This window comes from Oceanobacillus kimchii X50 (genome assembly GCF_000340475.1).
In the GTDB taxonomy this organism is placed as follows: domain Bacteria; phylum Bacillota; class Bacilli; order Bacillales; family Amphibacillaceae; genus Oceanobacillus; species Oceanobacillus kimchii.
Genome location: NZ_CM001792.1, coordinates 2,085,802 through 2,111,290 on the forward strand (window position 1 = coordinate 2,085,802; position 25,489 = coordinate 2,111,290).

Consider the following 25,489-nt stretch of genomic DNA (forward strand, 5'->3'; position numbering starts at 1 on the left):
TTCCATCTCTAAATAAAGCAACAGTGTAAAGTAATCTTGCCAGACGACTAGCTCTAATTAACACAACAGCTTTACTATCTACTTGCAGAATATTATCTGTGCATTCTTGAGCTGTTTTAAAATGTTGTCCTTATTACAACTGAGATTTAATATTTGTACGATAACAAGAACCATAATATCATAATTAATCTGCGACAATTCTATTCATTAAAAAAGTAGTGGATACAATTAATAATTGTATCCACTACTTTTCATATGCTATTTAACCTCTTAGATATTGAGATAAAGCTGACCAAGCTTCATCCTTACCTTCTCCTATTTCAGCTGAGAAAGGAATAAATATATCCGTTTCATCAATATCTAATACTTGCTTCGATCTATTAATGTGTTTTTTACGCTTGTTTTTTGTTATCTTATCTAACTTTGTACCAATAATAATTACAGGAAGATCATAGTATTTAATAAAATCATACATTTGAATATCATCCTGGGTAGGATCATGCCGTAAATCAGTTACAAGTACTACTGCTTTCAACGTATCTCTCGTTTGGAAGTATTCTTCCATCATACGTCCCCATTTTTCTCTTTCCTTTTTTGATACTTTGGCATAGCCATAACCCGGTACGTCTACAAAATAAAATGACTCATTGATACGATAAAAATTAAGTGTCTGTGTTTTACCTGGCTTTGAAGACGTTCTAGCAAGATTTTTTCGATTGATTAGCCGATTTATAAATGATGATTTACCGACATTAGATCTTCCAGCTAAAGCAATCTCCGGTAAATGATCTTCAGGATACTGCTTTTTACTTACCGCACTAATAACAATTTCCGCATGATTAACTTTCATTTTTTATTCCTCCACGAGCGCTTGTTCTAATACTTCGTCTAAATGTTTCACTGGTATAAATGTTAAATCATTTCGCACACTTTCTGGAATGTTCTCAATATCCTTTTCATTTTCTTCAGGAATTATAATAGTTGTTAATCCAGCACGATGAGCACTTAATGCTTTTTCTTTTAATCCTCCAATTGGCAGAACCCTTCCGCGTAAAGTGATCTCACCAGTCATTCCAACTTCTTTTTTAATCGCTCTACCTGTTAATGAGCTTACTAGAGCAGTTGCAATTGTTATCCCAGCAGATGGTCCATCTTTTGGCGTGGCTCCAGCTGGAACGTGAATATGAATATCATATTTTTCATAAAAATCAGGTTCAATATGAAAATGACTTGTTCTTGAACGTACATAACTAAATGCAGCTTGAGCAGATTCTTGCATTACATCCCCTAATTGTCCAGTTAGTGTTAATTTTCCCTTTCCAGGATAATGACTAACTTCAATTGAAAGTATATCTCCTCCAGCAGAAGTATAAGCTAGACCAGTTGCTGCACCAATTTGATCTTCTTGTTCCATTAATCCATATCGGAAATAAGGTTTACCTAAATAATCCTCTATAGTATGTTCCGTAATAATAATTCTCTCTTTCGTTGTATCCGATATTAGTGTTTTGGCTGCTTTTCTGCATAATGTCGCTATTTGTCTTTCTAATCCCCTCACTCCTGCTTCACGAGTGTATCTCCGAATGAGTTTCATTAATGCCGATTCCCGCATTTGTAATTTGCTTTTTGTTAATCCATTTTCTTTTAACTGCTTTGGAATTAAATGTCGCTTTGCAATATGAAGTTTTTCCACTTCCGTATAACCCGCAATTGAGATTAATTCCATTCTATCAAGTAAAGGTTCAGGGATACTCGATACATTATTAGCAGTAGCAATAAAAAGAACATTAGATAAATCATACGTCTCTTCTATAAAGTGATCACTAAACGTATTATTTTGCTCGGGATCTAATACTTCTAACATAGCCGAAGAAGGATCCCCACGAAAATCATTTGACATTTTATCAATCTCATCAAGAAGAAAAACAGGGTTAATAGTTTCTGCTTTTTTCATTCCTTGCATAATTCTACCTGGCATTGCACCAATATAAGTTCTTCTATGCCCACGAATTTCCGCTTCATCTCTAACCCCACCTAAGGATACTCTTACAAACTTTCTATTGATGGAATTCGAAATTGAATTTGCTAAGGAGGTTTTCCCAACTCCAGGTGGTCCAACTAAACATAGGATTGGCCCTTTTATGGAGTTTGTTAATTTTTGGACAGCTAAATATTCCAGTATTCGTTCTTTAACCTTATCCAATCCATAATGATCTGTATTTAATACTTTCTCTGCTTTATTTATATTAATAGTATCTTTCGTTCTGTTTTGCCATGGTAAAGCTACAAGCCATTCAATATAATTTCTAATAACTGAGCTCTCTGCAGATGATTGAGGAACTTTTTCATATCTACCCAATTCTTTTAAAGCTACATTACGAATATGATCAGGCATGTCCGATTTCTCAATCTTAGAATGCAACTGATCTAAATCTGTTGCCTTACCATCTCTTTCACCTAATTCTTTTTGAATTGCTTTTAATTGCTCTCTTAGGTAGTATTCTTTTTGTGTTTTTTCCATAGAAGATTTTACTCTTTGCCCTATTTTCTTTTCTATATCTAATACTTTCTTCTCATTTGAAATAATCTTCAATAATTTTTTGATTCGCTCATTTATACTAAGTGTTTCTAAGAGCTTTTGTTTTTCTTGTACTTTTAAAGAAATATGAGATGTTATTATATCCGCAAGTCGACCTGGTTCTTCAATGTCACCTACAGTATCAAATGTATCTTCGGTAATTTTACGGGATACTTTAACGTATTGTTTAAAATAGTCTAGTAAGGTTCTCATTAAAGCTTCTATTTCATTTTTTTCACTTTTCGTTTCATCTAATTTCTGAACTTCTACTCGATATTCATCATCAATATCAATGTGACGTATTATTTCTCCTCGGTACATACCTTCCACTAATACACGATTCGTTCCATTAGGTAATTTTAACATTTGCTTAACTTTTGCTACTGTACCAACCGTATATATATCCTCTGGTTGTGGATCGTCAATATTCCCCTTTTTTTGGGCTGCCAAAAATATGTATTCTTCTTCTACCATAGCCCTTTCAATAGAGGCAATTGATTTATCACGTCCCACATCAAGATGTAGAACCATAGAAGGAAAAACTAACAGTCCTCGTAATGGCAGGAGGGGGATCTGTTTAATTTCAGTTGTCATATATTGTGTACCTCCACTAAGTATCAAAAAATAAACTGCATTATGTAAGCTGTCTTAAATATTATTGATATTTTGCTTATTGTTAGAATGTCTCAAAGTCGCTTCTCATATGTATTTGATAAAAAAAGACGGAGAAGGCAGATTGAACATAACTGCTACATCTCCGTCCTAATTTGTATTAAGCACTTTCTTTTGGTAGTTTTTCATTCCCAAGTTTTACTGTGCCGTCTCGAAATACAAGTTTCGGACTACCATCATCCTCAGAAACCGTTTCTTTTGTAATGATACATTTCTCTACGTCTTCTCTTGAAGGAATGTCAAACATCACATCAACAATAATACCTTCGATAATGGATCGTAGTCCTCTAGCTCCTGTTTTTCGCTCAATTGCTTTCTTTGCAATTTCTTGAAGTGCCTCTTCCTCAAATTCAAGATCCACATGATCAATCTCAAATAATTTTTGATATTGTTTTACTAACGCATTTTTGGGCTTAGTTAAGATTTCAATTAACGCTTTTTCGTCTAATGGAGTAAGGCTTCCAATAACTGGAATACGGCCGATAAACTCTGGAATTAGACCGTAACGTAATAGATCTTCAGGTAATACTTTTGAAAGTAATTGACCAGTGTCTAAATCCTCTTGTTTTTCATTTGCACCGAAACCAATAACTTTCTTCCCTAAACGACGTTTGATTACTTGGTCGATACCATCAAATGCACCACCAACGATGAATAAAATATTTGTTGTATCAATTTGAATGAATTCTTGGTGTGGATGCTTTCTACCACCTTGTGGCGGAACGCTAGCTACTGTACCTTCAAGAATTTTTAGTAATGCTTGTTGTACACCTTCACCAGATACATCACGTGTAATAGATGGATTTTCAGATTTACGAGCTACTTTATCAATCTCATCTATATATATGATACCTTTTTCCGCTTTTTCTACATCATAGTCAGCAGCTTGAATTAGTTTTAGAAGAATATTTTCAACATCTTCCCCAACATAACCAGCTTCTGTTAAAGAAGTTGCGTCTGCCATCGCAAATGGAACATTAATAATTCTAGCTAATGTTTGAGCTAGTAATGTTTTACCACTACCTGTTGGTCCGATCATTGCAATATTACTTTTAGCAATTTCTACCTCATCATTGCCTTTTCCAGAATTCACGCGTTTATAGTGATTATATACTGCAACAGAAAGGTTCTTTTTTGCTTTATCTTGACCGATTACATAATCATCAAGTATATCGCAAATTTCTTTTGGCTTTGGAATGTCGTTCATTTCCATTTCTTCTTCTGTACCTAATTCTTCTTCTACGATTTCAGTACAGAGATCTATACATTCATCACATATATATACGCCTGGTCCGGCAACTAATTTACGCACTTGCTCTTGACTTTTTCCACAAAAGGAACATTTTAGTTGTCCTTTTTCCTCATTGAATTTAAACATTACTTTTCACCCCTAAACGTGCTGAAATCGTTCAGCAATCAACTTTTATAGTCATCATATCAGATACAAAATAAAAAACAAAACAATATACCTTTTAGTGTCTCCCATTTGTCAGTGATAAATAAGTCTGTTCTTTCATTATGGATTTTTTTAATAAAAAGTCAACAATTTTACAAATAATTATTTCCACTTCCACTATATGTTTAATCATTACCGAATTATCCATATAATTACTAGAAACATGAAAGACAAGGTGCGACAAAAATCGCACCTTGTCTTCTATCCAACTGTCATTGTTATTTAGTCTTGCTGTTTTCAGCTAAGAAGTCAATTGCTGCTCTAATTTTCAAATCATTCTCCAATGTTTCTGTGTTTCCACCAAGCATTTGTACAAGTTGATCAACTTCAGCTCCATACATTGAAGCCATTTTTTCAAGTTCTGCTTTTATGTCTTCATCAGAAGGTTTAATATCTTCTGCTTCAGAAATAGCTTCTAGTGTTAAATTAGTTTTCACACGTTTTGCAGCATCTTCACGCATTTGTTCTTTTAAAGCATCTTTATCTTGACCAGAGAACTGCGCGTACATATCTAATGTCATCCCTTGCATTTGAAGCTGTTGTTCAAATTCACGGACCATTTGATCTACTTCTGTATCTACCATTGCTTCAGGAATTTCTACTTCAACATTATCTGAAGCTTTTTGAATGAGTTCTTCACGTTTTTTATTTTCAACTTCTTGTTTTTTGTTTGTTTCTAACTCTTCACGTTTTTTCTTTTTCAATTCATCTAAAGATTCGACATCTTCATCAACATCTTTTGCAAATTCATCATCAAGTTCTGGTAATTCTTTTGCTTTTACTTCATTAATCTTCACGTTAAATACAGCTTCTTTACCAGCTAAATCTTCTGCATGATATTCTTCTGGGAATGTAACAGTAACTTCAGTTTCATCTCCAGCTTTCTTACCAACAAGTTGCTCCTCAAATCCTGGAATAAACTGACCAGAACCAATTTCTAATGAATGATTTTCGCCTTTACCACCTTCAAAAGGAACTCCGTCTTGGAAACCTTCAAAGTCGATTACAGCAGTATCGCCATCTTCAATTGCTTCGTCTTCTTTTACAATTAATTCAGCATGACGCTCTCTTACATTTTCAATCTCTTTTTCTACATCTTCATCTGTAATTTCAACAGATTCTTCTTCTACTTCTAATCCTTTATATTCGCCAAGTTTAACTTCTGGTTTCACTTCAACTTCAGCAGTAAAGACTAATTCTTTTCCTCTTTCAATTTGCTCTATATCCACTGAAGGTTGAGCGATAGGGAAGATAGCTGTTTCATCTATTGCTTTTGTATAAGCAGATGGTAATACAATATCCACCGCGTCTTGATAAAGTGCTTCTACACCAAAACGTTTTTCAAAGATTCCACGAGGAATTTTCCCTTTACGAAATCCTGGAATTTGAACGTCTTTAGATACTTTTTTGAAGGCTTGATTTAGTGCCTGCTCAAATTCTTCAGCAGATACTTCAAAAGTTAGTACACCTTTATTACCTTCTTGTTTTTCCCAATTTGCTGTCATTATTAATTCCCTCCAAAATCTATAATACAAATTTCTTTGTTTTTCATTAATGGAATGATCGCTATTTACAACCATCTCATTATAACATAAATGCTAATGGTTTCAAGCATTTTACGCTATTCTTCAATGATACTTAAATATAAAGAGTCACACATTTGAATAGAATCCATCCATTTCTTAACATCTTCACTTATTTCTTCAATACCTATATCCATTTGAAGATAACGTTTTGCTAAGTTAATTGCTGCGGAGATAAATAAATCCAATTCTTCATTCAACGTTTTAAAAGGATAGATCACATAAAAATAACGGTAAATAAGCTGTTCAATCAGCTGCTGCATAGATGGATTATTTACCATCCTAATTTCAAGCTCTTTTTTAGCCAATTGATATTCATGTAAATCTTCTATCTTACTTATCTGATTAGGTGTAATATCTAAACTCACATCAAACTTATGTATTGAAATAGTTTCACTAACTTTACAATCAACCAGCCATTGCATTATAGATGTCTTCACAACAGGATGTATTTGACTATTTTCTAGTAATGGATACATATCAGATGTAGGGCTTACCTTTAATGCTCTTATTTTTTTAATAAGTTGCCATTGTTTTTTATGTTGATCTTGATTAATTGCTTGATGTAACTCATCAATATGAATAGAAGAATAATCATTTTGAATATCTATCTTCATACTTTGACTCATTTCATATAATTGTTGAAATGGTTCCCGCAAGAGTTCTGGTACATTATTTTGTTCAAATTCATATTCCACTTGTTCCATAAGTATTTCATATTGACTAGTTTGAAACAAAATCGTCAAATAAATATGTAAGTAATGATAATAATGCTCATCTTTATTTGCTGTCAGCTCTTCACAAAGATCTTGTGCATCTTTATAATTTCCTAACTCCATTAAACACATTAATTTTCCTATGTATATCTCATGACTACTTGCATGATATTCTATTAAGTGGTTGAGCTTATCCAAAGCTTCTTCATAACGTTTTTCCTGTAATGCTCTCAAACTTTCATCCTCAAGTGTTTTTTTAACAGAAGGAAACAAAACCACATTATCTACTTCCTTATAACTCATTCCTTCACCTCACTCTCTACATACAAATTAACAATATTTATATATACCCTAATAAATTATAACTTAAACATATTAAAAATAGCTACATAACTTCATTAAATTAATACATAAAACCATTTGATGTATGTAATACATTCTAGAATTTCTTATTTAAATCCTGCCAGTAGACAGAACTTCTAATTAGGTGATTAATTCTTACAAGATTCGACTTCATCATCATTATTGGTTTTCCTCATTCCAAAAATTAAAAAGTTAACTTATATCTCTACTAAACTATTTCCCTATTTTTTCTTTTAACCTTTTACATAATGGATGAAACCAGTAATACCAATAGGTAGCAGCCGTTCCTAATACAATTAAAAATCTATAAAATACAGAAGCTGATTAATTGAATGTATATTTATTAGGAGGTCAACTATGAAAAAAACAAACAATATAACAAACAATTCCTATGTAAGATCAAAAGTAGGTGTAATTGGCATGGGTTATGTCGGACTTCCTCTAGCTTTATTATTCTTAAACAAAGGATATCAAGTTACTGGAATTGATATTAATCAATCTAAAATTAACCAACTACAGGACGGAAAAAGTTACATCCCAGATGTTAAAGACAAAGAACTACATGAAGCGCTACAATCTGATAATATTATATTCACTTCAAATTATGATGTCATAAGTCAACTAGATATTATCGTAATCTGCGTTCCAACCCCTTTAACGAACAATCAAATTCCTGATCTTAGTTATATAAAAAATGCAAGTGAAGAGATCTATCCAAGACTGCAAATTAATCAGTTAGTTATTTTAGAAAGTTCCACTTATCCAGGAACTACTCGTGATATTCTCCTACCTATATTAGAAAAAAGTAAATTACAGATAGGAACAGATTTCTATCTAGGATATTCTCCCGAAAGGATTGATCCTGGGAATAACACATTGAAAGTAGAAGAAATCCCTAAAGTAGTTGGCGGTATAACTGAGGATTGTCTGCAAATGATATCCGATTTCTATCAAAATGTATTTAATGAAATAATCCCAACTTCTTCTGTTGAAATAGCTGAACTATGTAAATTATTGGAGAATAGTTACCGTTTTATTAATGTATCCTTTATTAATGAATTGGCTATGCTTTGCGACCAACTAAATATAAATTTATGGGAAGCAATTGATGCTGCTAGTTCAAAACCTTATGGGTTTCAACCATTTTACCCAGGTCCTGGAATTGGTGGACACTGTATTCCTATAGATCCTCTGTATTTATCTTGGATAGGTCAACAACATGGATTTCAAAACCAGTTTCTATCTCTGGCAGAGAATAAAAACAAGGATATTAGTCAATATGTAATCAATCAAATTAACACTGTAGTTAATGAAGAAAAACCTACTAGTGAGGCAAATATTCTTATCTGTGGAATATCTTATAAAAAAGATTCGAATGATGTTCGTACATCTCCACCTTTAGAAATTATGAAAGCTTTATTAAATAATTACAAGAGTTTGGAGTACTTTGATCCCTTTGTTCCATCGGTACAAATCAACCAAAAAACTTATTATAGTACGGAGTTAACTCCTCAATTATTGAAAAAAATGGACATTGTTGTCTTGTTGGTAGATCATTCCACCATTCCTGTTCAGGAAATACTAGATCACGCAAAAAAAGTGTATGATACGAAAAATGTAACTGATGGATTAACTGGAAATGCTAAAGTATTTTTATTGGGCAACGGAAATATCTCTAAATAGGTGATAGTTTATGATATCGATTATTACTTGTACGAATCGAGACCATATGATGGAAAACATCTTCCAAAACTATATTTCACAATCTTTAGATAACAAGGAATTAATTATCATTCTAAATAATGATAGCATTAATATAGACACATGGTTATCCAAAGCTGCGAATTATTCGAATGTATCTGTTTTTCAAATGCCTGAGTGGAATACAGCTAGCGAGTGTAAAATGTTTGCATCTCAACAAGCATCTTATGATTATATTGCAAAATTTGATGATGATGACTACTATGCCCCTAATTATTTAGAATCCATTTGGTCTATTTATCAAAACAACAAACAAGTAGATATTATAGGAAAGAGTTCGGTTTATGTATATTTTCAAAAGAGCAATTTTCTTGGCATCTTACATTCTAATAAAGAAAACCAATATACAAATCGTGTAGTAGATTCCACTCTAACATTTAAAAAAGAAGTGTTGTCAAAAGTGTCTTTCATTAGATGTAAGTATGGTTCCGACGCTAAATTTCAAAAGGACTGCATTTATAATGGATATAAAATTTATTCTATAGACAGATTTAATCATGTTATTTTTCGTAATGAATCTCATAATCAACACACGTGGAAAATTACAGATAAACAACTAATGGATGCATGCACAGATCTTATCTGTACAAATGATTTTAAAACGATAATCCACCGGTAAATAAAGAAAATATTTGCCTATTTTGTGAAATCAATTATATCCCCCCTATACGTATTTTTATAACTTTCATAGTATATCTAGATCTAGCTATCAAATTAAAAAGGGGGAATGAAATTGACAAGATATTTAGTTACTGGTGGTGCAGGATTTGTAGGATCAAATATAGTAAGAAAGCTTGTAGCAAACAGAGAATCGGTTAGATTACTAGATAATTTTAGTACTGGAAATAAAGATAATATAGCAGATATTAGTGATCAAGTAGAGATAATTAACGGAGACTTTACAAATAAAGCTATTGTTAAAAAGGCAATTAAAGATGTAGATATAATATTACATCAAGGAGCTATTCCTTCCGTTCCAAAATCAATCGACAATCCAATACTATCTAATTATGCAAACGTGAACGGTACACTTACTCTTTTAAATGCTGCAGTAGAAGAAGGTGTCAGTCGATTTGTATATGCAGCTTCTTCTTCTGCTTATGGCAATAACAAAAAGCTACCAAAACAAGAAAGTATGGCCGCTAATCCTATGTCACCTTATGCAGTTAGTAAATATACAGGTGAACTATACTGTAAAGTTTTCTATGAAATATACGGATTAGAAACGATTTCCTTACGATATTTTAATGTGTTCGGTCCAAGACAAAATCCGCATTCAAAATATGCCGCAGTCATACCTGCGTTTATAGAATCAATTATTCATAATCAATCACCTACTATATTTGGTGATGGAACACAATCAAGAGACTTCACTTATATCGATAATATTGTGTCTGCTAACCTACTTGCTGCTACTGCAAAAAAATTACAAGGCGAAGTAGTTAATATCGGTACAGGATCACAAATACAATTAAATGATTTAGTAGATCGCATTAACAAAATTTTAGAAAAAAACATCCCAGCTACCTACACAAATGATCGTGCGGGAGATGTTAAACATTCATTGGCTGATATACAACGCGCTAAAGAAATTATAAAATACGAGCCAATAACATCTTTTGATGATGGACTGATAAAAACGGTAAATTGGTTTAACAAATAAAAATGGAATAGAAATACCCGAAAGCATATATTTTATGATTATTAATCACTAGATAAAGATGCTACAATTCAAATAAATATATTAAAGCAGATGAAATAATACGGACCTAACTAGTTTAATTAATTATTTAAACTGATACCGTTTTAAATCATATTTCATCTGCTTTTTGTTATTCTTTTTTATTTATACGATTAGATTTCGTACATCTATCTCGACTAATTTCCATCTTCTCAAAAGCAAAAATTCATTCAGCGGGGATTTTTCGTTCTTCTATAATGTTAACAAATCATCAACTCGAACTGGTAATCCGGTATTTATAGACATATTTCCGGCTATTCCAGTAAGAATAGATGTTGCTCCATCTGTATGACTTGCAGATCTATTAAATTTATCTTCTTTCGATTGTCCAAATAAGTCATTAAGTAATAAAGGGTCTCCTCCTCCATGTCCACCCTTTTCTTCTTTGACCTCCACATCATATGGTTTGCCAAACATTGGGAGAACACGAATAGATTTTTCCCTTACTTTTCCTTCATCTGTTTTTGATCCACCTGAATTAATATATGATTGTTCCCTCACTTGTACTTCTAATCTCCCTTTACTTCCATTAAATACAACAATAAATCCTTCCCAAGGCATATAGGCATTTAAAGAATAGTTAAGAATCGCTTTACTTTTATATTTAATTAGTACACCTAGTGTGTCTTCAATACTGATTCCATCACCAAACACACTTTGATCACGATGATACCCATCTTCATACTCCGCTTCTAAATACATTGCTTTCAAATGACTATTTGCCTCTAATTTAATTGCAAAAGGATCATTGATCGCTCGTTCATTTTGATGTGCTCTTTGATAAAAGTTTGTGATTCCTCGACTTTCAGCATTTTCCCTACCATAAAAACGTAAATCACCTAATGCATATACCGTTTCTGGAGTTGTTCCTAACCAAAAATTCACTAAATCAAAATGATGAGTTGCTTTATGGACAAGTAACCCTCCACTATTTCTTTTATCTCGGTGCCATCTTCTAAAATAATCAGCACCATGTTGTGTATCTAGAGCCCACTCAAAATTTACCGAGTACACTTCACCAATAACATCACTAGAAATTAGCTCTTTAATTTTTGTGTTATGTGGAGCATAACGATAATTGAAAGTAACACGTACTTGGTTTTTTGTACGATGGATGGTGTCCATTATTTGCTTACACTTTTCTACATCTGTTGTCATCGGTTTTTCGGTAATAACATCGCAGCCGAGTTCTAATGATTGGATTATATAATGATGATGAGTCCTATCTATTGAAGTCACGATAACTGTATCGGGTTTTTCTTTTTTGATCATTGTCTCAAAATCATTTGATTTATATGATGGTATTTCTGGATGATTATACTTCTCTGTAAGTAATTGATTCGCATAGTTCATTCTTGTTGTATTTATATCGCAAAAAGCAACCAGTTTTGCTGTTTCTTTAAAATCTCTCGCTATTGCTCCATAAAAAAACTCTGCTCTTCCTCCTGTACCAACCAATGCATAATTCTTGCTCATATTCATCCTCCTTACCATAGGTTAATCTTCTTTCAACGGGGGCCTTCTTCTCACACTACTTGTTTGTTGAACAGAACCAGACAGTTTGTTCTTCTAAAAAATTATTAAATTATGAGTGATTTTATTATCGAGCTAACCAACCTCCATCAATAGCTAAAATATGCCAATTCATATAAATTGATGCCTTATTTGCAAGAGTTTCAACGATGCATCCATAAGTGTAACTCCTCCAAAAATCATACAATCCACATGGGTATACGTTAAGATAACTTTTCCAAATTCAAACACCCTCTCCATTAAGAATTTCTCTCATAATTTAGTAGAGTCGTAACGCTTAATCTCCACTAGATGATTCGCATAGCGCTTTTCAATTTATATTAAAATCCTCCTCAAATTATTTTATATCTTTTATTTGATAAACTTTGCAATAGGTAACCGTAAATCCTTTATTCCTTCTATTACAAGCTGAGCGATCTTGTTTGCGCCGAGTTCAGTAAAATGAGTATTATCCTCCTTGCCATCAGGATAGTATTTATAATCACCCGTTTTAATCCACATATATAAATGTTTAGATAATTCCGGTCCGATATTTTCAAGCATAATGGTACTTCTTTTAGTAATATCAATTAGAGGTACCGCTAATTCTATTGCAAGATCACGCATTGCAAGCGGGTAATTTCCGTGTTTATCGACTATTTTCCCATTAATACTAAAGTTTCTCCTTTGAACAGGAGTTAATAAAACTGGAAAAGCTCCCTTGTCTCTAGCATTACTGATAAATATCCCTAAATTTTCTTTATAGGTCGTAAATGGTTCAGTATAACGATTACTGTCGACTTTAGAATCGTTATGTCCAAATTGAACAAATAAATAGTCACCTGGCCTTATTAGTTGGTAAATACGTTTTTGCCTACCTTCTTGAATAAATGTTTTTGTACTCCTGCCTGGCATTGCTTCATTCCAAACTTTAACCTGTTCATTAAAATATTGATCCAACACTTGACCCCACCCCATTTGTGGGGCTCTTTTTACATCATAAGTAGCCATTGTTGAATCACCTGCAAGAAACAAATTTATTTGGTTCATAGTTCCCTCCAATGGAAAGTAGTCTTATCGAAATCCTGAAAATTCCATTCCTATTTGTACGGCTAAATCTTGATGTTCACTATAAATTGGTACCAAAGCAACTAACTCCGTATCTAGCTCAATATCAAGATTTTCAAATAAAGCAGATTTCTTATTTATTGGCATAGCATAAACTTGTTCTTCATTTGTCTTCTTATAGATTAGTTTATAGTCTTGTGATATCTGATTCTTACGGTCTTCTGTTAATTTAAAAGGAACAAGACCTTCTGAATCAAATGTTCCTGGTGTAAGCATATCCGCTTCAACAATTAAAATATCGCCATTATGTGCTGCTATTTCACCGATCAATCTTTCATAGACAGATGCATAAAATTTACTTTGAAACTGCTTAGTAGATTCTGGATAAATTTGTTCAAGTTCATTGATTACGTCATCTTCTATATCTTCAGTAATCTGAGAGAAGAACAAAATCTCTAGAGTATCTTTTTTTTCTCCACATCCAGCCAATACCAACATAACTATCAAAACAATCAGAAATATTTTTATTAAACGGTACATTTCGTTGCCTCTTCCTTCCAAATATGGTTCATAGCTTAAAATATCTATGCAACTCTATACTCGCTAATATGAATGCTCCAACACCATGTAAATCATTATTGATTGTTTCTCTGCCTACATAATAATCATAATCTCCGATAGAAGTCCCGATACAAATATCAGTTAAGACGAAATTATTATTTGAATCTATTTGAGTAGACTTCTTCAAAATACCTTCATACCCTTTTTTCGCACTCTTTATATATTTTCCATCTACGAAGTCATTGTTAACTGCTTTAGCCATGGCATAAACAAATAAACACGAACAGGAACTTTCTAACCAATTATCTTCTAAATGACCTTTATCAATTACCTGATACCACATACCAGATTCTTGATCTTGGTACTCGATTAAACTATCGAATAAATCTTTTAGAACTAGCTTTAATTCTCCATATTTTGGATGTGACTTTGGAAGTAATTCTATAAAATAAGTAAGTACCATAGCATACCAACCAAGCGCTCTTCCCCAAACTTCAGGTGCTCTACCAGAAGAAGTTGCCCATGATTGCTCGGCTTTTTCATCCCATCCATGATGGTATAATCCATTTATATTATTCTTTGTATGTTCACGCATTAATTGCTCTTGATACAATACCAAGTCTATAAGCTCAGGTTCATTAAACAATTGACTATATTGAATGGCGAAAGGACCTGCCATATACAAACCATCAAGCCACATTTGATAAGGATACTTATCTTTGTGCCAAAAACCGCCTTGGCTAGTCTTGTTAATCGTTTTCAGTAAATTCCTCAGTTTTCCAGCAGCAATTTTATACCGATTATCATCAGTATGAGTATACAATACTATTAACAATAACCCCGGTTGTACAGCATCCAATTCACTTCTAGCAAATAAGAAATTACCTTCTTTATCTATTAATTTATCAACATATTCTTTAACATAATCATAGTATTCCTTATTATCAGTTTCTCTCCATACTTCTACCATTCCACTTAAAAATACACCCTGGTGATAATGCCACTTGTTCTGCGGTGGTAATTGATTTGGAAGAAATTGATTCATAATGCTCCTGCATGCTTTTTCTGCCCATGTCATTGCAGTCTTCTCATTCAGCTCAATTAATTTATTCATATTACCCTCCTTTTTCTATAACTTATTGTTGAAAAGTTCCTCTATACTCAAACCAGTCAAAATCTGCTTTATTATTACTTACCTTTCCATTGCTACTGGCATACATGCCTATATAGGTCCCCACAAATCCACCAGCTATATCGGTACTTAATATTCTTCCATCTTGAGTTGCAAGTAGTTGAAGATAATTGAGTGACTTTCCATAATAAAAATAAAAGTCTTGCTCTTTTGCCTCTACCTTTAAATATAATTTACTCTCACTGGTTTGATGTTGAGAAATCACCTGATCTACCCCATTATCTCTTCTTACTAGTTGTATAGTGTTAGAATTATTATCTAGCATAAGTTCCATCCGAAATTGAAAATTATTGTTTTGTAGTAAAACGATCCCAGCTACTTCTCCAATTTTCTCTGGAACAAACTCCAGTAATGTAGTAGCAACAAAACTTTTATGTTGTTGTCGTCTCCCGATGAAACTTGGATTAACTCGATCTATAATAGATTCTGATTTTAATCTTAATCTTAAGTGGCCTGGGCGCTCTTTTAAAGACCAGAATGGTTCATATGGTGTTCGGATGAAATTCCATTGTAATGAAAGTGTTGTTGAATCAAAATCATCCCTCTCTGGAGCTTTCGGCCATATTTCTTCTTCTAAATCAGGAAAAGCCGATTCCACTTCAACGATCCCTTTTCCAGGATTGATAACAGGCCATTCATTTTCCCAAATCAGAGAGACAAGAAATGTTTCTCTTCCTAAATTACGATAATGCCCTCCATAAGGGCGCGAACCAAGACATACCATCCACCAATCTCCCTTTTGTGTTTCAACAATGTCAGCATGCCCGATATTACTAATCAGATGTTCTCTTCCTAAATGTCGATGTGTCAATATTGGGTTTGTTTTTGCGGATTCATATGGTCCAAATACAGATTTACTTCTTGCTATGGTAACCGCATGAGTAAACCCAGTACCACCCTCTGCAATCATTAAATAGTACCAGCCATTCACTTTATATAGATGTGGCGCTTCTTGTGCATGAGCATTTTTCAACGCACCATCCCACAAGCTGTACTTATCACCTATTAATTGCTTGCTTTCTAAATCTAATTCCTGCAGATAGATTTCCATATGTTTCGGATACTCTTGTCCATCTGGTGGTTGACGATTTGCGGTATAGTAAACTTTTCCATCATCATCAAAAAATAAAGAAGGATCAATACCAGGTGTTGTACCCAACCAATTTGGATCACTCCAAGGCCCGGATGGATCTTCTGCAGTAACATAAAAATCTCTTCTTAGTCCTTTTCTACTCTCAACAAAGGTTGTAATCATGTAGAAAATTCCATTATGATATCTAATGGTAGGTGCGTAAATCCCTCTTGAACAAGGTATAGCATTAAGATTCAGTTGGGATGGTCGATCTAATACATGACCAATCTGTTTCCAATTCACTAAATCTCTACTGTGGAAAATCGGAACCCCTGGAAAGTATTCAAATGTTGAAGTTACTAAATAATAATCCTCGTCTACCCTACAAATGGAAGGATCAGGGTAAAAACCAGGAATGATTGGATTTTTAAATGTTTTCAAATTCATGCGCCTCCTTACTACCTTGATTAGTCCATACATTAGCTACATCCTTGACTGTAACTATAGGAGTATTTCGGTGTTTGCTTTTCATAATTAAATGATCTAATTCTACATTAATAACGTTTTCTAAGTGAAGAGCAGGTCCTTGTCTTGTTTCAATCCTGACACGATGAAATTCAATTCCATCGACATACTTACAATAAACGCCTTCTCCAGCCATGAATAACGGTTCTTTTACCATATCTGGCTCCCCGCCTTTTTCATCTGGATTAGTTGTCATCTCAAATAAAATATGACGTAAAGTAATATCTTTCACATACATCTCAGGAAGTCCATAAATAAATCCTGCAGCTGAACGACAATTTCTCGCTGTTACATTACTGACATGAATATTCTCAATTCGCGGAGTTTTATCTGTTACTTTTATAACTGTAGCATCATTCAATGAATAATCATTTTTATCCACACCATGTCTATAGAATGAATTAATCGCCAATGGACAGAGAACACTATCCATATAGATATTATTGATTAAAATATCACGAATGTAGCTTCCGCGGGCTCTATTCGTTTTTATGCGGATGCCACGATCAGTACCGATAAACATACAATTCGATACTGCAATATTTCGAATACCACCAGAATTCTCACTTCCCATTACAATTCCACCATGTCCATTTTGCATCGTGCAGTTTGTAACTGTCACATTTTCAGTCGGCTTGCCTATCCTCCTACCATCTTCATTGATTCCAGACTTAAATGCTAAACAATCATCACCCACATCAAAGTGACAATCTGATACTCGAACATTTGAACAAGAATCAATATCTAATCCATCCCCATTTGGTGTATCCGAAGGGTTTTTGAATTTAACATTGTGAATAGTAACATTGTTGCAATATACGAAATGTGTATTCCAAAACGGTGAATTTTCTAATGTAATACCATCCAAAGTTACTGAATTACAATCGTACATTTGAAGTAAAGGTGGTCGAAGAAATTGTGATGACCATTCTACAAGATTGGTATTTTTAGGCTCAGTTAAAAATGTATTTAATTCAGCTATCTTCTTCGTTTGTGGGTGATCATATTCTTCTCCTTTTCTTAATAAATGATGTACTTCCCACCAAGCTCCACCATGGCCATCTATACGACCTGCCCCTAAAATTGACACATTCGTTAAACCATTACCATATAACAATGGTGAAAATCCATAGCATTCATACCCCGACCATCTTGTTTTAACTGGTGGATAAATTGAAAAATCATCTTTAAATACCAGTTTGGCTCCTGATTCAATATAAATTGTTAATTGACTAACCAAAAGGATTGGTCCCGTCAAATACGTTCCTGCTGGAATATAGACCGTACCTCCTCCACTGTCAGCACATCTCTTGATTGCAGATGCAATGAATTCAGTATTATCTGTGATAGAATCTCCCTTTGCTCCAAAGTCAGTGATATTACAAAACATAAACACCACCCTCCATTCATTCCATTATTTATTCAGGTCCTTCTAACCTTTTACCGAACCTAGTAATGCTCCTTTTGCAAAATACTTTTGCAAAAATGGATATACAAGTAGAACTGGCACTGTAGCGACAACAATGGTTGCCATTTTTACGGTCACTTCTGGTGGAGGTACATCTGTATATGTCGCACCATCATAATTGATACCGCTCGCTAGAACTACTATCTGTCTTAACAACACTTGAACTGGCCATTTAGCAGAATCACTAATATATAAAATAGCGTGCATATACGTATTCCAATAAGTTACAGCATAAAATAATGAAATGGTAGCAATGGCTGGTAGTGAACATGGGATTACAATTCGGAATAAAATCCCAAAATCACTTGCTCCATCTATCTTTGCTGATTCTTCTAATCCAGCAGGAAGATTCATAAAGAAACTTCTTAAAATAATCATGTTAAATGCATTAATGGAAACGGGGATAATTAAAGCCCAAAGAGAATTTAATAATCCCGTTTGTTCAACCACTAGAAAAGTAGGTATCATTCCTCCATTAAACAAAATAGTAAATACGATCAAAAAATTAAAGAATCTTCTCCCGACCAGATCTTTTCTTGACAATCCATATGCTGTTAGTGTCGATAAAAACATACTCCATAATGTTCCTCCTACTGTTACCGTAACAGAAATCAATAATGCACGAAGAATAGTGTCAGTGGAAAAGATATATTTGTATGCATTCAAAGAAAATTCTGTTGGAAATAATAGAAAACTTGTCTCTGCAATTTCCGCACTCGTTGCAAACGAGCTACCCACTACATGGACAAAAGGAATAACCATAACTAGTGCTAATAACCCCAATAATGTGTAATTGACAACGTCAAAGATCTTACTGCCTACTGATATTTTATCTCGCAATATGAACTCCTCCTTTCAAAAATATTAATAGATTCCTTCTTCACCAAAACGTTTTGCTAGTCGATTTGCAAAAATTACTAATATAAGTCCGACCACCCCTTTAAAGAAACCCACAGCTGTACTGTAACTAAACTGTCCTTGTTGTAATCCAGCAGTATACACATATGTGTCAAATATTTCTCCAACTTCTCTATTCGAAGCATTTAATAATAAATACACATGTTCAAAACCAAGTTCTAGCACATCACCAATCTTCAGGATTAGCATGATGATAATAACACTTCTGATTGCTGGTAATGTGATATGCCACATCTGTCGCAATCGATTGGCACCATCCATTTTTGCTGCTTCATACAGTTGCGGATCTACACCTGTAATCGCTGCTAAAAAGATGATTGTTCCCCAACCAGCTTCCCTCCAAATCACCTGAAGAATGTACATTGGTCGAAACCATTCTTCATTCATTAAAAAATTTATTTTTTCGAATCCAAAATACTCAATTAATGAATTGATAATTCCCCCATCCAACGTTAGCATTACATAACTAATGGAAACGATTACAACCCAGGACATAAAATGAGGAATATATATAAGTGTTTGTATCCCCCGCTTGTACAAGGAATGTCTCACTTCATTTAACATTAAAGAAATGATAATTGGGATAGGAAAAAAAATAATAATTTGTAAAGCAAATAGTATGAGTGTATTTCTAAAAATCATCCAAAAATCTGGACTAGTAAACAGACGTTCAAAATGCTCAAATCCTACCCAGTCACTTCCACTAATTCCTAAGTAGGGTTTGTAATCTTGGAAGGAAATCACTAATCCCGACATCGGTAAATATTTATAGATAAAAAAATAAACAATTCCCGGAAGGATCATCAAATAAATCAATTTGTTTTTCTTGATGTTTCGTAATATTTCATGTTTTCGACCTTTCTTAATTGTGGCACTTTCCATTCTCAACTCCCTCTCTTTAACAGGCGTGTCCAGAAAGTATATTCCTTGACAGTCCTTTATTTTTACAAATCTGCTTTTAATTAATCTTAATTTCATCCTACTGTATCTTCGATAATCATTATGTTATCAACTCATTGAAACTTCTTTTATTAAATTGAAATAGATGAATTTCTTAGTTAATGATTATTGTTTGTAAATTATTATTAAAAATGAAGAATAAACAAGGAAAAGAATCTATGTATCTCATAGTAGAACTACGATTAAAAAATGATCAAGTCGCAATTAATTCATCTGCACATTCTCATTAATATCAATAAACATCCTTGTAAAATGATACAAAGAACGAAATCGCGAGCCTATTCCTGATATCACCAAAAGTGATCTTTATCAGAGGGCATTCTTTTCCCACTTTTCCTCTTTGTCTAAGCTTCATCATCTTTGAAACTGGAGTATTCCTGCCTGTTACAATCAGGACAGAGAAGTTGATTTAATAACGTTCTTTAAATTGTAAATTATAACGACCCTTCCCTATTGATTATTAAGAAAAGGCCGTTAAATCTTTAATAATTATAATGTCAAAAACTCGTACTTGGATTAGTTCTGTTCTGCATAAGAAGCATTAAATTCCTTAATGATCGCCTCTCCACCTTGAGATTTCCAATTTTCTATAGCGACATCAAATCCTTCTTCATCGATTTGTCCAAGGATATATTGATAAGTTGCATCTGTCATGATTTGCAGTAGTCTAGCACCATCTTGAATATTAGTTTCAGAATCTAATGTGATCGTTGGATCATGAATTAAATAGTTCTCATTATCCTTGAACAATTCTTCTGATTTCGCCTTTGCCTCGTATTCAAAAAATCCTTCATATCTACCATTAGTCTCTGCCTCTCCAATTTCAATCGCTTGATAAGGCTTTACTTCTCTATCATATAAGGCCTGATCCTCAGTTGGGACGGCTCCACCTTCTTTTACAGAATAATGTTCATCTTCCACTCCCCAATAAATGGTATTTGCTAGTTCTGGATCCATTAATGCATCAAAAAATCCAAGTAGTCTTTTCAATTCTGCTTCAGACTCAACCGTACTTTTTGGAAACATTACTAAGTTACCGTATCCAGGAATTGCCCATGTATTATATTCACCATTAGGTCCTTGAACTTGATTGTGGACATCGTATACTACATCAGGATTAATAGCTGCAGCATCATTATATAGTGTTACAACATCACCCATAGATCCAACATATATACCTGAAGATCCATTTTTAATAAATTCTTGCTGATCAACTTTACTTGTCACCGGAAAATCTTTGTTAATGTATCCGCTTTCATGCATTTCTTTAAAAAAATCCATCGTTTGTTTATATTCTGGAAACATGAACTCTGGGACTAACTCTCCATTTTTTTCACCCCAATTATTGGGAGTGCCAAACCAAGAGGCTACTGTTTTAAACGCTCCATAAACCAAATCACTTCGATCGGTGAGTCCAAATGTATCATCTTTACCATTACCATCTGGATCCTCTTCAGTAAAAGCTCGTGCCATCTCCATAAACTCGTCAGTCGTTGTTGGAGCCGAAAGACCTAGATTGTCAGCCCAATCTTTTCTGTAAATAATTCCTTGTCTTGATAATGGTCTTCCTTGATATAAAGAATAGATTTTGCCATCAACTTTAGTATTTTCTAGTACTTCTTCTTTCAGATTACTTAGATTTTCAAATTCTTCCAAATAGGGGCCTACTTCCCAAAATTGATCATCTCTAATTGCATCTTTAAATTGCATAAATGTTGATTGATTTTTCATAAAGACTGCTTCTGGAAGTGTATTCGTAGCAAATGCTGTGTTTAACCTATCTTCATAGTTATTATCTGGTACCCACTGAAATTCGATATCCGTGTTTGTTTTTTCTTCCAAAATATCCAAAATGACATCTCCGGGTACTTCTGGCGTATGAAGATTTGCCATAATGGAAAACGAATAAACTTCATCTTCAGCAAAATCATCACTATTTCCCTCACTTGATGCATTTTCGTTATTACATGCTGCTAAAACAAAAATTAAAATAAGAAAAAAACTAGTAAATAAAAATCTTATTTTGTTCATAAATCTAAACCTCCCTAAAATTTATTTGTGATAGTTTAATGTTATTTAAAAAAATTAAAGTTGTACATAATCACTTTCTCACAATTTGCAGAATTTTTATAATTTAGATATAATTAACAACATTAATCAATCATTTTATTAGATTTTAGTTAAAAAATAATCAATTTATTTGAAAGCGGTATCATGGATGTGTTGATATGATTATTGTATTGCAAATCTATTGTGCTACTATCATTAATAAACACAGTAGATGTTTATTATAGAGGGAGGGTTGATTTATGGAAGTTGGAGGCATTTGGGGCAATTTTTATTGGTTATGTCTTTGGATAATGCGAATGGCGTATTTAAATATTCTCTGGGGGCTATTTACGTTATTGGGATTAATTGTAATCGGTTTCACACCTGCCACCGTTGCTATGTTCAGAGTTATTAGAAAGTGGTTAAAAAAAGAAACCGAGATACCAATATTTGAGACTTTCTGGAGTACCTATAAAGAGGAATTTTTAAAATCGAATATATTTACCATTATTATTGTAACAATTGGACTCATTCTCCTTGTCGACCTATCATTTCTTGGTTCGATTACAGAACATCCGATATACCCGTTATTGCTAAGTGGGCTATTTTTATGTGGATTTATTTATTTAGTTCTAATTCTTTACATATTTCCCTTATATGTAAATTACAACTTATCGCGATGGCTATATATTAAGTATGCAATCTTAATTGGACTTACTAATTTACATTATACAATTACTATGATGATAGTAATTAGTGGATTATATTATCTATTTATGCGTATTCCTGGTCTTATACCTTTTTTTTCAATTAGTACAACAGGATTAGTAATTATGGGAATTTCGTATTTATCCTTTAAAAACCTTGATAAAAAAAGAAACATGGAGAATCAGCAAGCAAAAAACAGTACGACTTAGAGCTTCAAAAAGTATGCACTAATTGGGGTAGATGTACATGAAAAAAAATTCAATTAAGCATTATTATAAATTAATTACATTTTTAATCGTATTAAGTACTGTTCCCGTAATATTAGTTGGCGTTTTTTCTTATTTACGATCTTCAGAAATTATCGAAGCTAATGTAGCAGAAGAGAAACAACAAAGTGTTTATCAAATACAAACTAACGTCGAGCAAGTTTTAAAAAGCGTTGATAACTCTCTTACACATTTTGTCCGCTCTCCATCTACACAAGATATACTGAGAGACCCTTTAAATGCTGAAAAATTTATTAAATACCACAATATTAAACAGGAATTGGGACAACTGCAGACTTTAGAAACAGGTATTCAAGATGTAATTATGGTTAGTTTGAAACATGAATGGCTCATTAATAACAATGGCCTTCTTCGCCTTGAACATAATAATTATAATAAAATTCACGAAAAATATATGACTTACCAAAAGTCATCTTACTGGATTTTGGAAGAATACGATGACATCGTTCTAACTCATGATGCTCGTGATAATTGTAACTATTATATAAATCTAATTAAGAAACTTCCATTTCTTACATCAGACAAAACTGGAATGGTTGGTGCATTAATCCCCACTTGTACTTTAAATAATATCATGGCCGAGCAAATAGTATCGGAAACGTTCATTATATTGGACGAGTCTAATCAAATTATCGCACATAGTGATCCAGATAGTGTAGGCACCAACATAAACGAAAATGAAGATTTCCATTCTCTTATAGATGTGAACACAGGTAAAGGTCAATTCAATTCGACAATTGAAGATATAGATTATAAAGTAACGTATAGAACATCTAGTTATAATAATTGGACATACGTATCACTGGTTAAAATAAGTGATCTTAATAAGCAATCCAGTTCTATCGGATGGTTTACATTGTTAGTTTGCAGTATTTTATTGATCATATCCCTAATTGTAGCAATTATCGGTATTAGTATATTTTATAAGCCGATTCGGCATTTGCAAGACTTCTTTACCAAAACTTTTACCTCCGCTAAATTTAGTACAAAAACTAAAAATGAATTTGATTTAATAAGATTTAATATCGAACAAATGCTTGATAAAAATGTAGAATTAGAATCCCGACTACAAAATCAAATTACCCAACTAAGACAATTCTTTATTATACGGTTATTACAAGGTAAGATGAAACGTGAGGAAATTCCGGCAAAATTAAAATCATTTAATTATTATCAATCGTGGACGAGGCTTTCCTTATTTACATTGCAAATTGATTCGTTAGATGAGTCCAACTACCAATTAAAGGAAGAAGATGTAATTCTATTTGCAATTAATGCTATGATTGAAGATACCTTAGAAGAGGAGATACGGTTTACACCTGTAGTTATTAACCGAACACAAGTAACAATACTTACATTGAACATTGAGTCTGAAGAAGAATACCATTTCTACTTAAATGAATTAGCACAGATGATTCAATCTAAAATTCGCAAAGAATTTGATCTTCCTGTTAGTATCGGCATTAGCCTTCCATACACCGAATTAATCACGACAAAAGATGCTTATAAACAAGGAATGGAATCACTAAAATATAGACTGAAATTAGGTAAAGAATCGATTATTTTTTATGAAAATTTAGACAGGAATCATAATTTCAGTGGACAACTACCAACAACGAATAAAAATTCCATTTTTGATTCCATTAAAGTCGCTGATCGTGAAAAAGCAGATAAAGGATTGAAAGCCTTATTTAACACCTTATTTGATAAGGAGTTTAATCATAACCAATATCAGATATTTATAATTAAATTTCTGTATGACTTAATAGAATTAAAACAATTATTAGGTGTAGAACTAAAAAAACTAGATGAAAGACCTTTAGTTCATGAACTGGAAAATCTAAGAACCTCAGATGATTTACAGAAATGGTTTAAAGAAAATCTTATTTATCCTATTATCGAAAAAGTGGAGGAACGTACTGAATCCAAATACAAAACCATTTCGGATAAAATTATTCATATAATACAAAAAGAATATGATACAGCTATATCTTTGGATTCCATTGCAGCTAGGCTACATTATAATCCTAATTACCTTAGTAGTATCTTTCAAAAAGAGATGAAAACCACATTCAGTGAATATTTATTGAAATATAGATTAAACATAGCAAAAAATTGGTTGTTGGATACAGATTTATCCGTTAAAGATATTGCTATAAAGTTGCAATACAATAATTCCCAAAACTTCATACGCTCATTTAGAAAAATCGAAGGGATTACTCCTGGTAAATATAGAATGGAGCATAAAAAATCAGGATAGAAAGTGCCTATCACAGATCGCTTTCTATCCTGATCATTA

The 25,489-nt window shown here is 33.0% G+C and carries 19 protein-coding genes; 5 read left to right on the top strand and 14 right to left on the bottom strand.

Annotated elements, in window-relative coordinates; translation table 11 throughout:
• Positions 1 to 262: 262 nt before the first annotated feature.
• The 5 genes from yihA to C794_RS11010 form a co-directional block, all read right to left on the bottom strand.
• Entirely contained in the window at positions 263 to 850 is a 588-nt protein-coding gene (gene yihA, locus C794_RS10990) for a ribosome biogenesis GTP-binding protein YihA/YsxC (RefSeq protein WP_017797186.1), read from the bottom strand.
• A gap of 3 nt (positions 851 to 853) precedes the next feature.
• Positions 854 to 3,172, bottom strand: a complete 2,319-nt coding sequence (gene lon, locus C794_RS10995; protein WP_017797187.1) for an endopeptidase La — start codon at positions 3,170 to 3,172, stop codon at positions 854 to 856.
• A gap of 178 nt (positions 3,173 to 3,350) precedes the next feature.
• Entirely contained in the window at positions 3,351 to 4,628 is a 1,278-nt protein-coding gene (clpX, locus tag C794_RS11000) for an ATP-dependent protease ATP-binding subunit ClpX (RefSeq protein WP_017797188.1), read from the bottom strand.
• A 296-nt stretch (positions 4,629 to 4,924) separates the two neighbouring features.
• Positions 4,925 to 6,211, bottom strand: coding sequence for a trigger factor (gene tig, locus C794_RS11005; RefSeq protein ID WP_017797189.1), 1,287 nt, complete (start codon positions 6,209 to 6,211; stop codon positions 4,925 to 4,927).
• A 116-nt stretch (positions 6,212 to 6,327) separates the two neighbouring features.
• On the bottom strand, positions 6,328 to 7,308 hold the full coding sequence (locus C794_RS11010; RefSeq protein WP_017797190.1) for a tetratricopeptide repeat protein: 981 nt from the start codon (positions 7,306 to 7,308) through the stop codon (positions 6,328 to 6,330).
• Positions 7,309 to 7,725: 417 nt separating this feature from the next.
• On the opposite strand from C794_RS11010, the gene C794_RS11015 reads away from it, so the two are divergent.
• From C794_RS11015 to C794_RS11025, 3 genes are all read left to right on the top strand, one after another.
• Complete coding sequence (locus C794_RS11015; RefSeq protein WP_017797191.1) at positions 7,726 to 9,051, top strand: nucleotide sugar dehydrogenase; 1,326 nt, start codon at positions 7,726 to 7,728, stop codon at positions 9,049 to 9,051.
• Positions 9,052 to 9,061: 10 nt separating this feature from the next.
• Positions 9,062 to 9,748: a glycosyltransferase family 2 protein gene (locus tag C794_RS11020; RefSeq protein WP_017797192.1), complete on the top strand. Its 687-nt coding sequence runs from the start codon at positions 9,062 to 9,064 to the stop codon at positions 9,746 to 9,748.
• A 108-nt stretch (positions 9,749 to 9,856) separates the two neighbouring features.
• On the top strand, positions 9,857 to 10,792 hold the full coding sequence (locus C794_RS11025) for an SDR family oxidoreductase (RefSeq protein WP_039819630.1): 936 nt from the start codon (positions 9,857 to 9,859) through the stop codon (positions 10,790 to 10,792).
• Between the two features lie 270 nt (positions 10,793 to 11,062).
• Here the strand turns inward: C794_RS11025 and C794_RS11030 are convergent, their stop codons facing one another.
• The 9 genes from C794_RS11030 to C794_RS11070 all read right to left on the bottom strand — a co-directional run bounded on the left by C794_RS11030 (position 11,063) and on the right by C794_RS11070 (position 22,177).
• Positions 11,063 to 12,346, bottom strand: coding sequence for a Gfo/Idh/MocA family protein (locus C794_RS11030; RefSeq protein ID WP_017797194.1), 1,284 nt, complete (start codon positions 12,344 to 12,346; stop codon positions 11,063 to 11,065).
• 408 nt (positions 12,347 to 12,754) lie between these two features.
• On the bottom strand, positions 12,755 to 13,432 hold the full coding sequence (locus C794_RS11035; protein WP_017797195.1) for a rhamnogalacturonan acetylesterase: 678 nt from the start codon (positions 13,430 to 13,432) through the stop codon (positions 12,755 to 12,757).
• Between the two features lie 24 nt (positions 13,433 to 13,456).
• Positions 13,457 to 13,990, bottom strand: coding sequence for a hypothetical protein (locus C794_RS11040; RefSeq protein ID WP_017797196.1), 534 nt, complete (start codon positions 13,988 to 13,990; stop codon positions 13,457 to 13,459).
• 28 nt (positions 13,991 to 14,018) lie between these two features.
• Positions 14,019 to 15,125: a glycoside hydrolase family 88/105 protein gene (locus C794_RS11045; protein ID WP_017797197.1), complete on the bottom strand. Its 1,107-nt coding sequence runs from the start codon at positions 15,123 to 15,125 to the stop codon at positions 14,019 to 14,021.
• A 22-nt stretch (positions 15,126 to 15,147) separates the two neighbouring features.
• Positions 15,148 to 16,722, bottom strand: coding sequence for a glycoside hydrolase family 43 protein (locus C794_RS11050; protein WP_039819631.1), 1,575 nt, complete (start codon positions 16,720 to 16,722; stop codon positions 15,148 to 15,150).
• Positions 16,703 to 18,190, bottom strand: coding sequence for a glycoside hydrolase family 28 protein (locus tag C794_RS11055; RefSeq protein ID WP_017797199.1), 1,488 nt, complete (start codon positions 18,188 to 18,190; stop codon positions 16,703 to 16,705). Before C794_RS11055 ends, C794_RS11050 begins: the two co-directional genes overlap by 20 nt.
• A 42-nt stretch (positions 18,191 to 18,232) precedes the next feature.
• Positions 18,233 to 19,111: a carbohydrate ABC transporter permease gene (locus C794_RS11060; protein ID WP_026133790.1), complete on the bottom strand. Its 879-nt coding sequence runs from the start codon at positions 19,109 to 19,111 to the stop codon at positions 18,233 to 18,235.
• Positions 19,112 to 19,132: 21 nt separating this feature from the next.
• Positions 19,133 to 20,068, bottom strand: coding sequence for an ABC transporter permease (locus C794_RS11065; RefSeq protein WP_017797201.1), 936 nt, complete (start codon positions 20,066 to 20,068; stop codon positions 19,133 to 19,135).
• Positions 20,069 to 20,662: 594 nt separating this feature from the next.
• Complete coding sequence (locus C794_RS11070; RefSeq protein ID WP_017797202.1) at positions 20,663 to 22,177, bottom strand: extracellular solute-binding protein; 1,515 nt, start codon at positions 22,175 to 22,177, stop codon at positions 20,663 to 20,665.
• Positions 22,178 to 22,455: 278 nt separating this feature from the next.
• Here C794_RS11070 and C794_RS11075 point away from each other — a divergent pair, with 278 nt between their 5' ends.
• Both C794_RS11075 and C794_RS11080 read left to right on the top strand, forming a co-directional pair.
• The gene (locus tag C794_RS11075; protein ID WP_017797203.1) at positions 22,456 to 23,112 is read left to right on the top strand and encodes a YesL family protein; all 657 of its coding nucleotides are present in this window, start codon (positions 22,456 to 22,458) and stop codon (positions 23,110 to 23,112) included.
• Between the two features lie 37 nt (positions 23,113 to 23,149).
• Entirely contained in the window at positions 23,150 to 25,450 is a 2,301-nt protein-coding gene (locus C794_RS11080) for a helix-turn-helix domain-containing protein (protein WP_017797204.1), read from the top strand.
• Positions 25,451 to 25,489 lie beyond the last annotated feature (39 nt).

What these genes read in the sequence shown, in the direction of transcription:
- C794_RS11035 (WP_017797195.1), bottom strand. Translation starts at nt 13,432, where the DNA reads ATGAACCAAATAAATTTGTTTCTTGCAGGTGATTCAACAATGGCTACT.
- C794_RS11050 (WP_039819631.1), bottom strand. Translation starts at nt 16,722, where the DNA reads ATGAATTTGAAAACATTTAAAAATCCAATCATTCCTGGTTTTTACCCT.
- tig (WP_017797189.1), bottom strand. Translation starts at nt 6,211, where the DNA reads ATGACAGCAAATTGGGAAAAACAAGAAGGTAATAAAGGTGTACTAACT.
- C794_RS11055 (WP_017797199.1), bottom strand. Translation starts at nt 18,190, where the DNA reads ATGTTTTGTAATATCACTGACTTTGGAGCAAAGGGAGATTCTATCACA.
- C794_RS11040 (WP_017797196.1), bottom strand. Translation starts at nt 13,990, where the DNA reads ATGTACCGTTTAATAAAAATATTTCTGATTGTTTTGATAGTTATGTTG.
- lon (WP_017797187.1), bottom strand. Translation starts at nt 3,172, where the DNA reads ATGACAACTGAAATTAAACAGATCCCCCTCCTGCCATTACGAGGACTG.
- C794_RS11045 (WP_017797197.1), bottom strand. Translation starts at nt 15,125, where the DNA reads ATGAATAAATTAATTGAGCTGAATGAGAAGACTGCAATGACATGGGCA.
- C794_RS11065 (WP_017797201.1), bottom strand. Translation starts at nt 20,068, where the DNA reads ATGGAAAGTGCCACAATTAAGAAAGGTCGAAAACATGAAATATTACGA.
- C794_RS11030 (WP_017797194.1), bottom strand. Translation starts at nt 12,346, where the DNA reads ATGAGCAAGAATTATGCATTGGTTGGTACAGGAGGAAGAGCAGAGTTT.
- C794_RS11015 (WP_017797191.1), top strand. Translation starts at nt 7,726, where the DNA reads ATGAAAAAAACAAACAATATAACAAACAATTCCTATGTAAGATCAAAA.
- C794_RS11080 (WP_017797204.1), top strand. Translation starts at nt 23,150, where the DNA reads ATGAAAAAAAATTCAATTAAGCATTATTATAAATTAATTACATTTTTA.
- yihA (WP_017797186.1), bottom strand. Translation starts at nt 850, where the DNA reads ATGAAAGTTAATCATGCGGAAATTGTTATTAGTGCGGTAAGTAAAAAG.
- C794_RS11020 (WP_017797192.1), top strand. Translation starts at nt 9,062, where the DNA reads ATGATATCGATTATTACTTGTACGAATCGAGACCATATGATGGAAAAC.
- C794_RS11070 (WP_017797202.1), bottom strand. Translation starts at nt 22,177, where the DNA reads ATGAACAAAATAAGATTTTTATTTACTAGTTTTTTTCTTATTTTAATT.
- C794_RS11075 (WP_017797203.1), top strand. Translation starts at nt 22,456, where the DNA reads ATGGAAGTTGGAGGCATTTGGGGCAATTTTTATTGGTTATGTCTTTGG.
- C794_RS11025 (WP_039819630.1), top strand. Translation starts at nt 9,857, where the DNA reads ATGAAATTGACAAGATATTTAGTTACTGGTGGTGCAGGATTTGTAGGA.
- clpX (WP_017797188.1), bottom strand. Translation starts at nt 4,628, where the DNA reads ATGTTTAAATTCAATGAGGAAAAAGGACAACTAAAATGTTCCTTTTGT.
- C794_RS11010 (WP_017797190.1), bottom strand. Translation starts at nt 7,308, where the DNA reads ATGAGTTATAAGGAAGTAGATAATGTGGTTTTGTTTCCTTCTGTTAAA.